This is a genomic window from Arcanobacterium pluranimalium (assembly GCF_016907845.1).
GTDB classification, from domain to species: domain Bacteria; phylum Actinomycetota; class Actinomycetes; order Actinomycetales; family Actinomycetaceae; genus Arcanobacterium_A; species Arcanobacterium_A pluranimalium.
In genome coordinates this window covers 1852002-1864126 of sequence record NZ_JAFBCS010000001.1, presented here as the reverse complement: position 1 = coordinate 1864126, position 12125 = coordinate 1852002, and the positions used below count along the sequence as shown (strand labels likewise).

Here is a 12125-nt window from a genome sequence, read left to right as displayed (position 1 = left end):
GCGAAATGACGCAGACGCCCGATCAGCCACAGGCGCTGATGGAATTTCCTGAGTCAATGCGCGATGCTATGGCACGAACGCCGATTCGCGAAGAGTCGACCGGAGCGCGCTCCATTGTGCGCTCGCTTGAAGAGTTGGGCGTCCAAGACGTATTCGGGCTGCCAGGTGGCTCAATTTTACCCACTTATGACCCACTATTTGATTCGCGCAAGTTGCGTCACATCTTGGTGCGGCATGAACAAGGTGCTGGTCACGCCGCTGAAGGCTACGCCGTCGCTACAGGAAAAGTTGGAGTGTGTTTCGCGACGTCGGGACCAGGCGCCACGAACGTCGTCACCGCATTGCTAGATGCCAACTTGGATTCAGTTCCGATCGTTGTGATCACCGGGCAAGTGGGAGCTAGCGCGATCGGTACGGACGCTTTCCAAGAAGCGGATATTGTTGGAGCTTCGCTTCCGATCACGAAACATTCCTTCCTTATTACTGATGCGAAAGAAATTCCTCAGCGGATTGCTGAAGCTTTCTATTTGGCACAGTCGGGGCGTCCAGGTCCAGTGCTGGTGGATATTACGAAGTCAGCTCAAAACCAGGTGTGCGATTTCGTGTGGCCACCTCCCGTTAGCTTGCCCGGTTACCATCCGGTGTCCGTTCCGAAACAGCAGGCGATAGACGACGCCGCGGAGGCTATGTGCGCAGCACGTCGCCCAGTGTTTTACGTCGGTGGGGGAATGGTGCGCTCGGGTGGGGCTGCACTGCTCAAAGAGCTTGTTGCCAAAACTGATTTTCCAGTTGTGACGACGCTCAACGCGCGTGGTGCATTTCCTGATAGCGATCCGCACTGCTTGGGAATGCCTGGTATGCACGGAACTGTGCCCGCCGTCGTCGCCATGCAAAAAGCTGATTTGTTGATCGTGCTCGGCGCCCGATTCGACGACCGTGTTACCGGGCACCTCGAATCCTTTGCCCCACACGCGAAAGTGATTCACGCAGACATCGACCCAGCGGAAATTTCGAAAAACAGAGTGGCTGATATTGCGCTTTTAGGTGATTTGAGCTGCACTCTTGAGAAGTTGAATACCGCTGTATTGGCGGCGCGCGAACAGTTCGGGCAACCCGATGTTCGATCCTGGTGGACGTTCCTCAACTCGTTGAAAGAGACTTATCCGGTGGGCTATCAAGAGACGTCGGATGGTTTGATGAGTCCGCAATATGTGATTGAACGCTTGGGCAAGCTCGCTCCGCAGGCGATATTCACAACAGGGGTTGGGCAGCACCAGATGTGGGCACAACAGTACATAGATTTTGAATTCCCTCGGCAGCTCATTACTTCGTGCGGAGCCGGCACAATGGGCTTTGGCGTGCCTGCGGCGATGGGCGCGCAAGTTGGCATGCCTGATACAACCGTGTGGTGCATCGATGGTGACGGCTCGTTCCAAATGACGAATCAAGAGCTGGCAACATGCCGGATTAACGATATTCCGATCAAAATTGCTCTGATCAACAATTCATCTTTGGGGATGGTACGACAGTGGCAAAACTTGTTTTACCAGCAAAGATATTCGCATACCGAATTGAATACTGGCCACGGTTCGCGGCGAATTCCTGATTTTAGCAAGCTGGCTGATGCCTATGATTGTGCGGCAATTCGTGTGGAGCGCGCTGAGGATGTTGATGATGCAATCAAGGCAGCCATGGCGATCAATGATCGCCCAGTTGTGGTGGAATTCGTAGTCTCGCCTGATGCCATGATATGGCCGATGGTGCCTGCGGGACTGTCAAACGACGAGATTCAATACGCGCGTGACGTGCGTCCGGACTTTAGCGGACTGGATGAGTGAGGCAAGACAATGAGTAACCATACGCTATCAGTGTTAGTTGAGAATAAGCCAGGTGTGCTTGCTCGCGTAGCTGGGCTATTTGCCCGGCGGGCGTTCAATATTCATTCGCTGGCAGTAGGCCCAACCGAAGATCCCTCGCTATCGCGAATTACTTTGGTGGTGGTAGCCGATGAGCATCCTTTGGAACAGATTCAAAAGCAGCTCAACAAGCTCGTTAACGTAATTCATATTGAAGAATTGCACAACGAAACCGCAGTTGAACGGCGTCTTATCTTGGTGAAAGTAGGTGCTGATGACTCGAACCGAACGAATGTGTTGCAAATCGTGGAGATGTTCCGTGGTCGGGTTGTGGACGTGGTGCCACAAGCACTCACTGTGGAAGCAACTGGTTCTGAAGCCAAGGTTAATGCACTGCTCACAGCGCTTAGTCCTTATGGTGTGAAAGAAATTGTGCAAACTGGTACGGTGGCGATTGGGCGTGGTGCTCGCTCCATTTCTGAGCAGGTGATTAGCGAACTACAGATCTCGCGATCAATCGAATAAGCAGCTGAAATTCTATTTCAAACACATCAATTTCTTAAGCACGTATTAACTCATTACGAACATATCAACGAAACGACCCAATTTATCAAAAACAAACCCACAAGGGAGAAAAAATGGCAGAAATATTCTACGATGCAGACGCAGATCTTTCGTTAATTCAATCAAAAAAAGTTGCAGTCATTGGCTACGGTTCACAAGGACACGCTCACGCGTTAAACCTGCGTGATTCAGGCGTAAGTGTGGTTGTGGGACTGCGTGAGGGATCGGCGTCGATCGCTAAAGCGCAAGAACAAGGTTTGGAAGTTGCAACGGTAGCCGACGCCGTTTCCCAGGCTGACGTCGTCATGGTGCTTGCGCCTGACCAGCATCAGCGCCGTCTCTATCGCGAAGACATCGAACCGAACCTCAAATCTGATGCGGCACTTTTCTTCGCTCATGGATTTAATATTCGCTTTGGTTACATCAAACCGGACGCGAGCCATGACGTGTGCATGGTTGCACCTAAAGGGCCGGGTCACACCGTGCGTCGCCAATTTGAAGAAGGACGTGGCGTTCCGGATATCGTGGCAGTTGAGCAAGATGCTTCTGGTCAGGCGTGGGAATTGGCGCTTTCGTACGCCAAAGCGATCGGTGGCACACGGGCAGGTGCGATTAAGACGACGTTCACCGAGGAAACGGAGACGGATCTTTTTGGTGAGCAGGCAGTTTTGTGTGGTGGCGTTTCGCAGCTCATTCAATATGGCTTTGAGACGCTGACCGAGGCAGGCTACCAGCCCGAGATTGCGTATTTTGAAGTTCTGCACGAGCTGAAACTCATTGTTGACCTCATCAATGAGGGCGGATTGGCAAAGCAGCGGTGGTCGATTTCTGATACAGCCGAGTTCGGTGATTACGTTTCCGGGCCGCGGGTTATCACGCCTGAGGTGAAGGAGAATATGAAGCAGGTGCTGGCCGATATTCAGTCGGGTGCATTTGCGCAGCGTTTCATTGATGATCAAGACGCCGGTGCGCCTGAGTTTAACGAGCTGCGTACGCGCGGGCAGGAGCACCCGATTGAAAAAGTTGGTGTTGAGCTTCGCAAAATGTTTGCTTGGGAGTCCAAGGACGCCGATTATACAGATGGATCAGCAGCGCGGAACTAGCTCGAGATTCTCGCGCTTCACGCGCGAGTGTTGAGGGTTTGACGATGGGTGAGAAATTGCAGTGTTTTTCTAGATAGACGCTGTGGTTTCTCACCCATGCTCCGTGTTAGAGTCAAGACCGTTGCGCATGGAAGTCCAAGCGTTTGAGCCTTGGCGAGAACGTGAACGCTTTACAGATTAGTGAGAAAGAGTGAGAGATGACGTCGCCTAAAGATGAATGGAAGCCAAGAAAGCCAAGTGCCGCCCGCAAGGTTGTTGCGCTTGTGGTGATTTTTGCGATGCTGAGTTCAGGTGCGGCGGCAGCTATCGCTTTGGTTTTGCAATAAGCTGATTTGATATTTTCTGTTTTCCTCTAGCCTGCGAAAACGTTTCAATTTGGGCAAAATGCCCACGATTCGACTTTGACTTGAGTCACATATCCGATATATATGTACCGTACGGTTTTAGGTATCAACGATGATCCTGATTCAAGTGAGGAGCGAATCTATGAAGAATCGACTACTTGTGAAAATTTCGGCGGCTGTGGGAGCTGTATCGGTTCTCGCGGTTCCTGCCGTTGCCTCGGCTCAGCAGGATATGCCGTGGCTAGACGCCACAAAGACGCCCGAGAGTCGAGCCGAGTTGCTTGTTGATACGATGAATGAGGATCAGCTCATTCATATGTTGCATGGGCAAGGCATGCTCACCGGCGGGCAGGCGCCGCAAGGTGGGCCGCGTTTTATCGGCTATATTCCGCCAATTCCTGAACTGAAAGTTCCGGCTTTTGTGATGTCTGATGGACCATCTGGTTTGCGCAATGGTGAACCTGCTACGCAAATGCCTGCGCCGATTGCCCAAGCCTCTACGTGGGATGTGAATGCTGCACATGACTATGGGCAGGCAATTGGTGCTGATGCAAAAGATCGTGGGCAAGATCTTTTGTTTGGACCGGGATTTAATTTGGCGCGCAACCCATTGGGTGGGCGCGTATTCGAATATTTTGGCGAGGATCCATTGCTCGCGGGACGTATAGCGAGTGCAAATGTGCAGGGCATGCAGGGTGTAGGGGTTATGTCTACGCTCAAGCATTACGTGGCCAATAACCAGGATTTGAACCGCACATTGGCCAGTATGGATATTGACGAGCGCACGCTGCATGAAATTTACGAAAAGCCTTTCCGAATCGCTATTCACAATGCGCAGCCAGCAGCTGTGATGTGTGCATATAACAAGGTTAATGGGGATACCGCGTGTGGTTCTGAATCCACTTTGAAGAAAGATCTGCGTGGTGTGCATGGGTTTGGCGGGCTAGTGCTCACCGATTACCCTGCGGCGTGGTCGCCAACAGATATCCGGGATGGGCTCAATATTGAGCTTCCATGGTCGTTTTGGACGAGTCCATCCCAAATTCGCAACGCAATCAATAATGGTGAAATGAGCTGGGACGACGTCCGCTTACGAGTGAAAGAAACGCTTGTGCAGATGTTCCGTTTCGGCCTTTTTGACCACGAGTGGGATGCGACGCGTGGTGACCGCGCTCGCGAGATGAAGGAGATTCCCGCGAACCGGGGAGACGCCGTCGCCCTGAAAGTTGCGCAAGAGGGTTCCATTCTTATGAAGAACGACGGCGTGTTGCCACTTAAGCAGGACGTAAAGCGTGTTCTTGTTGTGGGTGAGTCGGCCAAAACGCAGATGAGTGGAGGTGGCTCGTCTAATACGGAAGCCTTGCAGTCGGTATCTACACTTGACGCGATTAAGAAGCGCTTGCCGGGAAGCGACGTCTCTTGGGTTTCTGAGTGGAATCCGGTTGGGATCGCGGTCGGGGCAAAGAATGCTGATGTGGTGATTGTGGTTCCCTCGCAGCAGTCCTCTGAGCTGCTTGATCGCTTGAATTTGGACTTCATGCCGCATGAGAACAATGCGGTGAAGCTTGCGGCTGCGAATAATAAGAACACCGTGGTAGTAATGCAGGTAGGTGGCCCAGTCCTGATGCCGTGGGTTGATGATGTGCGGGCAGTGCTCAACGTTTGGTACCCAGGGCAAGCCGGTGGTGAAGCGACGGCGAGCTTGCTGTTTGGTGAAGTGAATCCGTCGGGGCGTTTGCCATTGACGTTCCCTGCTGCTGGGCAGAAAGCGCTCGAAACGTCGGAACAATATCCAGGGGCGAATGCTGGGTTCAATATGAAGTACACCGAGGGCGTGTTCATGGGCTATCGCTGGTTTGATCAGCGCAATGTGAAGCCGGCGTTCAGTTTTGGCTCGGGGCTTTCCTACACGAATTTCGCCTATAGTGATGCGGTACTTTCCAAGGTTGAAGGCACACAATCTGATTCCTTTGACGTGAGTGTAAAAGTCACTAACACCGGTTCGCGGGCTGGGGCAGTGACTCCACAGTTCTACGTTGGTAAGCCGGGGACGGCGAGTGTGCCAACTCCGCCTAAAGAACTTGTTGGGTTCGACAAGGTCATGCTCGCACCTGGTGAAAGTAAGACTGTGACCGTGAAGGTAGGGGCAGAAGAATTGAGCGTGTGGGATGTGGATACACATTCGTATGGCGTGCTCAAAGGAACCTACAAGGTTTATGTTGCCGATTCGGTTGACGATGTCAAGGCGCAGCTGGACTACCTAGTTAAGTAGGAAGTTTGAGAAGGTGATCTTAGTTGACTGTTGGGGTGTTGGTAGGAGTAGCTGTGTGCTGTGCTCTGCTAACACCCCGACGTCTTGACTGAAAAGCCATTCAAAATCCGCTCGCATCTCGCATGTCGGACATATGGCAATGTGAATAAGTGCAGTATGTGGGCGATGTTCGATATTTACCAAACTGTGACTATGCGACCTAGGTAATCTCAATTAGACTGAAAGTGCTCGAAGCCACAGCAATTTCGAGTGACAAGGAGAAAACGATGAAGTTTCATGCAAAAATTTGCGCCGCCGTTTCAGCTCTAGCCTTGAGCTTCACTGTTGGAACTGCTGCTTATGCCGCAGAACCAACGCCAGCGAATCCAGGGGGAGTTGAGGCACTCACCAGCCCAGGTGGCGTACCAGCTAATGGTTATGGTCCTGACCGTCACACCTTTGTTGGTGCACAAATGATTTCGAAGCAGACGCCGGGTCTCAATCCGCTGGGTGCCAACGATTTCACGTGTAAGCCAACTCCAGGTACCAACCCGGTTTTGTTGATCCCAGGAACGGGAAATGACGCATACACGGCTTGGGCATTTTTCTCACCGCGTCTGAAGCAGGCAGGATATTGCGTCTACACTTTCAACTACAATCCTTCAACGAACCCGCAAAATGACGTGGCCTCGTTTATGGGCGATATTAAACAAAGTGCTGCTTTCATGGCGGGATTCATTGATCGTGTATTAGCTTCTACTGGATCTGAGAAGATCGATATTATCGGACATTCTCAAGGTGGTGGCGCACTTCCACGCGCTTACATCAAGTGGTATGGAGGCGATAAGAAGGTGGACAAGCTCATCGGGCTTGTACCGTCTAATACCGGCACAACCATGATGGGTATGGATGCACTTATTTTGCAGCTGTTGGAGTGGTTCCCGAATATTGAAACCAAGATGCTCAACGAACACAATTCGCAGGCATTGCTACAGCAGCTGATTGGGTCAAAGTTTATGACTGAACTCAACGCTGGTCAGATGACTTATCCGGACGTGAAATACACGGTGATTTCAACAGTGTTTGACACGATGATTACACCGCATACACGCTCTTATCTGCCGGCAGCACCAAACGTCACCAATATGAATGTTCAAGATGTGTGCCCACTCGATCTGCACGGTCATCCGAATATGCCATATGACGAGGTCGCTCTACAGTTGAGTCTCAATGCACTCAACCCAGCGGCAGCTAAACCGATCAACTGCGCATGGATTCCCAACTATCTCACCGCAGATGATCTCAAATAGTGCACAATAACCGATTTAGGTTTGGGTTAATTTGAACCGGTGGGGGCGGCATCAACATGCCGCCCCCACCGGCGTCGTCGGGCTGTGTTCGCAGCGAGAAAAAATGACTTCGCCGTGGCGTGGCAATCACTAGAGTGACAAGAAAGAACGTGTATTCGTTAACGGCGTCGTCGATGCGGCGTTTGTGCCGTTAGCTGGAGGAAGGGGAGAAAATGCCCGGATTGAAAGGTCGCAAGATCGCGTTTTTAGCTAAGCGTGGCTTTGAGCAGGACGAGCTCACCGAGCCTTGGAAAGCCGTTGAAGAAGCGGGCGGCGTTCCAGTTTTGGTCTCTGAAGAAGCAGGCACGATTATCGGCTTGGTTGGCGACTGGGATCGTGGCATCGAATTTCCGGTAGATCTCACGCTTGACGAGGCTGATCCGCGCGACTATTTGGGGCTTGTGTTGCCAGGTGGAACGCTGAATTCTGACAAAATTCGCACCAACGAAAAAGCGCAGGCATTTGTGAAAGCGTTTATGGACGAGGGCAAGCCAGTGGCGCCTATCTGCCATGGAGCTTGGATTCTTATCGAGACGGGGACTCTAGCTGGGCGCACGCTCACGTCCACTACACGTATTCGCACCGATTTAATTAACGCTGGTGCGTATTGGGTGGACTCGGAGTTTCATCGCGACGGAAATCTGTTGAGTTCACGCAGCCCGCGCGATATCGAAGCTTTCAATCGTGGCATTATTGCTGTGTTTGAGGAAGCTGCAGCTCAAGAGGAGTGAGTGACGTGAACGAAAAGGAATTTCCGAGAGAGCCAGACGGCGAAAAGGCGGCTTGGAGCTGGGAAGGTGAGAGATTTACGGCCAGTTACGAGCGACGTCTGGAGACCATTTTTGAGGCGGTGCGCGCTTGCGGGTGGGAGCCGGTGATCGGGCATCAAGGCACGGAAGACGGCGAAGCAGTGCTCGCGTCTCGCGGTGGCGAAGAATCTGACTTGACGTACTTATTCCAGATTGAGAATCCGGCTGTGCAAGATGAGGTTGATGCAGCAATTGCCGATGGTTCTTTGGAGACGTATATTCGGTATTTGCTCAGTGAATGAGTGAGATGGGGTAGAAGTAAGGGGCTGAACGAACGGGGAATTCTGGCTGTTTTGGTGGTGTCGAGTGGTTGGGTAGCCGGGTAATTGGTTGCTTGACTTCCTGATAGGCTTTAATGGTGAAAAATCCCGGGTTTGAGAAAGCTGGGAATCAGTTACCTAACTCCCTGATAGACTTGCGGTTTTTTAAGACCGATGTTTTGCCATTGCTGGGAATCAGTTACCTAACTCCCTGATAGACTTGTAAAGACTCGACAAAATCAGCTTTAGTGGCTGGGAATCAGTTACCTAACTCCCTGATAGACTTGATGTTTCTTGACTGTTCTAAGTCTGATGGCTGGGAATCAGTTACCTAACTCCCTGATAGACTTGCCCCTCGCAGGTTCCTGGCCCAGATCTGGCTGGGAATCAGTTACCTAACTCCCTGATAGACTTGAAACGGCAAAAGGGTAATCGGAGCGGATGCTGGGAATCAGTTACCTAACTCCCTGATAGACTTGAAACGGCAAAAGGGTAATCGGAGCGGATGCTGGGAATCAGTTACCTAACTCCCTGATAGACTTGTGCTGCAAAAGTTGCAGAATCCGTCGAAGCTGGGAATCAGTTACCTAACTCCCTGATAGACTTGCACGAACAACCTCAATAACTTTCGAAGCGCTGGGAATCAGTTACCTAACTCCCTGATAGACTTGGCAAGATTAACTACCTCACGCAGCCGCGCGCTGGGAATCAGTTACCTAACTCCCTGATAGACTTGACGAGCTTGCCGATCTCGAGCTGCTGCAGCTGGGAATCAGTTACCTAACTCCCTGATAGACTTGCATGTGACGTACACTGCTGAGATTGCTTGCTGGGAATCAGTTACCTAACTCCCTGATAGACTTGGCCAATTATTTGCGGTGACGATTTAGATGCTGGGAATCAGTTACCTAACTCCCTGATAGACTTGGTACACGGCCGAGCGCCCGGAGAGCAGGGCTGGGAATCAGTTACCTAACTCCCTGATAGACTTGGAATGCCCTGCAGAGCTTTCTGCTGTGAGCTGGGAATCAGTTACCTAACTCCCTGATAGACTTGAAGGTACTGATGCTCAGCGCAAGAATGCGCTGGGAATCAGTTACCTAACTCCCTGATAGACTTGAATCCAGCTGATTCGACATGGAGAATACGCTGGGAATCAGTTACCTAACTCCCTGATAGACTTGGGCATATTCAGCAGTATCAAGCGCGCCAGCTGGGAATCAGTTACCTAACTCCCTGATAGACTTGTGTCTTAGAAGCACGATTAAGCTTATCTGCTGGGAATCAGTTACCTAACTCCCTGATAGACTTGTCTTAGCTGTGTGCGCGTACAAACGTAGGCTGGGAATCAGTTACCTAACTCCCTGATAGACTTGTCTTAGCTGTGTGCGCGTACAAACGTAGGCTGGGAATCAGTTACCTAACTCCCTGATAGACTTGTGAGTGTCCGGTCTTGGTCTCGATCTTGGCTGGGAATCAGTTACCTAACTCCCTGATAGACTTGAACCAGCTTTAATTTACGGCCAACATACGCTGGGAATCAGTTACCTAACTCCCTGATAGACTTGGCTTCTTTTTCCTAGCGTTGAAAAACAGGCTGGGAATCAGTTACCTAACTCCCTGATAGACTTGAGAGCAATTTTCTGAACATTTAGGTAAGGCTGGGAATCAGTTACCTAACTCCCTGATAGACTTGGATCAAGCCGATACACGAAAATCGGATAGCTGGGAATCAGTTACCTAACTCCCTGATAGACTTGTTGCACGTATGCCAACCAATTTGTAACCGCTGGGAATCAGTTACCTAACTCCCTGATAGACTTGCCGCGTCACCGCCTCCGCGAACACGCTGGCTGGGAATCAGTTACCTAACTCCCTGATAGACTTGGTGTGATTCGACCTCCGAGCCGTACTGGGCTGGGAATCAGTTACCTAACTCCCTGATAGACTTGCGGATACGGCACCGATGGCAAACGGCGTGCTGGGAATCAGTTACCTAACTCCCTGATAGACTTGTGGCGAGTTCATGCGATGCCTCCAATCCTGCTGGGAATCAGTTACCTAACTCCCTGATAGACTTGGAATCTTGGCAAAAGCCCCTTTCACTCCGCTGGGAATCAGTTACCTAACTCCCTGATAGACTTGCTCCAGCCTGCATGGCCGCATCGCGCAGGCTGGGAATCAGTTACCTAACTCCCTGATAGACTTGAGGAACGCTTGATACCTATAAACGGCTTTGCTGGGAATCAGTTACCTAACTCCCTGATAGACTTGCTGACTTCCGATAGGAGACAAAATGGAAGCTGGGAATCAGTTACCTAACTCCCTGATAGACTTGCCATTCAGCGGCAGCCTCAGCGGTTATGGCTGGGAATCAGTTACCTAACTCCCTGATAGACTTGCTCGCCGGCCACCACGCAACGCTACGTAGCTGGGAATCAGTTACCTAACTCCCTGATAGACTTGCGGTGTGCTTGCTGCCGCTCTTCGAGCGGCTGGGAATCAGTTACCTAACTCCCTGATAGACTTGGGAATCCACGCGCGAGTGAGTCCATGAGGCTGGGAATCAGTTACCTAACTCCCTGATAGACTTGAACCGGTGTGAGGATCGCAGCAGATCATGCTGGGAATCAGTTACCTAACTCCCTGATAGACTTGCAAATAGTGAGCTTAAGTTATCGAAACTGCTGGGAATCAGTTACCTAACTCCCTGATAGACTTGACGTTTCCCTTCCAAGGTCTCGAATAACGCTGGGAATCAGTTACCTAACTCCCTGATAGACTTGAGAACAGCGGCGCGAAAGTCACCGCGAAGGCTGGGAATCAGTTACCTAACTCCCTGATAGACTTGATCGAGTACTTCACCAATCCGACACAACGCTGGGAATCAGTTACCTAACTCCCTGATAGACTTGAACGTTTTAGACCCCCATCTTTTCGGCAGCTGGGAATCAGTTACCTAACTCCCTGATAGACTTGGATGAGCTCGACGAGTTCTTGATGATGTGCTGGGAATCAGTTACCTAACTCCCTGATAGACTTGGCCGCCGAAAAACATTGCTAGCGCGAGCGCTGGGAATCAGTTACCTAACTCCCTGATAGACTTGTGGGGCGGACGCACGGTCTTTAAAATTGGCTGGGAATCAGTTACCTAACTCCCTGATAGACTTGTACACCACATAGATATGGATAGACTTTAGCTGGGAATCAGTTACCTAACTCCCTGATAGACTTGGGCGGCGAGTGTGAGAGAGCCGTTTGCGGCTGGGAATCAGTTACCTAACTCCCTGATAGACTTGGCCTTTCAAAGCTTTAGCAGTGAGGTCAGCTGGGAATCAGTTACCTAACTCCCTGATAGACTTGATCTGCCGCTTCTGGCAGCTTCCAGACCGCTGGGAATCAGTTACCTAACTCCCTGATAGACTTGCGTTCATGGCATACCCGTATTTAAGCCAGCTGGGAATCAGTTACCTAACTCCCTGATAGACTTGAATTGCCGCATGCACTTTCTTACCAGTAGCTGGGAATCAGTTACCTAACTCCCTGATAGACTTGGTCACTTTGGTGTGTACGAGTGTTGATTGCTGGG

The 12125-nt window shown here is 51.1% G+C and carries 8 protein-coding genes and 1 CRISPR repeat array (1 of these 9 only partly in view); all 8 genes read left to right on the top strand.

Annotation, left to right across the window (positions count from 1 at the left end; all coding sequences use genetic code 11):
* Positions 1-38: 38 nt before the first annotated feature.
* The 8 genes from JOD55_RS08030 to JOD55_RS08000 all read left to right on the top strand — a co-directional run bounded on the left by JOD55_RS08030 (position 39) and on the right by JOD55_RS08000 (position 8518).
* The gene (locus JOD55_RS08030) at positions 39-1838 is read left to right on the top strand and encodes an acetolactate synthase large subunit (protein WP_420827033.1); all 1800 of its coding nucleotides are present in this window, start codon (positions 39-41) and stop codon (positions 1836-1838) included.
* Between the two features lie 9 nt (positions 1839-1847).
* The gene (gene ilvN / locus JOD55_RS08025) at positions 1848-2381 is read left to right on the top strand and encodes an acetolactate synthase small subunit (protein ID WP_204399489.1); all 534 of its coding nucleotides are present in this window, start codon (positions 1848-1850) and stop codon (positions 2379-2381) included.
* Positions 2382-2494: 113 nt separating this feature from the next.
* Entirely contained in the window at positions 2495-3523 is a 1029-nt protein-coding gene (gene ilvC, locus JOD55_RS08020) for a ketol-acid reductoisomerase (protein ID WP_204399488.1), read from the top strand.
* Between the two features lie 197 nt (positions 3524-3720).
* A complete protein-coding gene (locus tag JOD55_RS09245) occupies positions 3721-3849 on the top strand; it encodes a hypothetical protein (protein ID WP_275587028.1) in 129 nt (42 codons plus the stop codon).
* A 160-nt stretch (positions 3850-4009) separates the two neighbouring features.
* The gene (locus JOD55_RS08015) at positions 4010-6139 is read left to right on the top strand and encodes a beta-glucosidase (protein WP_204399487.1); all 2130 of its coding nucleotides are present in this window, start codon (positions 4010-4012) and stop codon (positions 6137-6139) included.
* 266 nt (positions 6140-6405) lie between these two features.
* Positions 6406-7428, top strand: a complete 1023-nt coding sequence (locus JOD55_RS08010) for a lipase family alpha/beta hydrolase (RefSeq protein ID WP_204399486.1) — start codon at positions 6406-6408, stop codon at positions 7426-7428.
* 212 nt (positions 7429-7640) lie between these two features.
* Entirely contained in the window at positions 7641-8198 is a 558-nt protein-coding gene (locus JOD55_RS08005; RefSeq protein ID WP_204399485.1) for a type 1 glutamine amidotransferase domain-containing protein, read from the top strand.
* Between the two features lie 5 nt (positions 8199-8203).
* Positions 8204-8518: a hypothetical protein gene (locus tag JOD55_RS08000; RefSeq protein ID WP_204399484.1), complete on the top strand. Its 315-nt coding sequence runs from the start codon at positions 8204-8206 to the stop codon at positions 8516-8518.
* Positions 8519-8658: 140 nt separating this feature from the next.
* Positions 8659-12125: direct repeats of the CRISPR family, unit length 36 nt; unit sequence GCTGGGAATCAGTTACCTAACTCCCTGATAGACTTG; it runs 1822 nt beyond the window's last position.

Excerpts from the sequence above, each read along its gene's own strand:
- JOD55_RS08005 (WP_204399485.1), top strand. The coding sequence starts at position 7,641 with ATGCCCGGATTGAAAGGTCGCAAGATCGCGTTTTTAGCTAAGCGTGGC.
- JOD55_RS08015 (WP_204399487.1), top strand. The coding sequence starts at position 4,010 with ATGAAGAATCGACTACTTGTGAAAATTTCGGCGGCTGTGGGAGCTGTA.
- JOD55_RS08030 (WP_420827033.1), top strand. The coding sequence starts at position 39 with ATGGAATTTCCTGAGTCAATGCGCGATGCTATGGCACGAACGCCGATT.
- JOD55_RS08010 (WP_204399486.1), top strand. The coding sequence starts at position 6,406 with ATGAAGTTTCATGCAAAAATTTGCGCCGCCGTTTCAGCTCTAGCCTTG.
- JOD55_RS09245 (WP_275587028.1), top strand. The coding sequence starts at position 3,721 with ATGACGTCGCCTAAAGATGAATGGAAGCCAAGAAAGCCAAGTGCCGCC.
- ilvC (WP_204399488.1), top strand. The coding sequence starts at position 2,495 with ATGGCAGAAATATTCTACGATGCAGACGCAGATCTTTCGTTAATTCAA.
- ilvN (WP_204399489.1), top strand. The coding sequence starts at position 1,848 with ATGAGTAACCATACGCTATCAGTGTTAGTTGAGAATAAGCCAGGTGTG.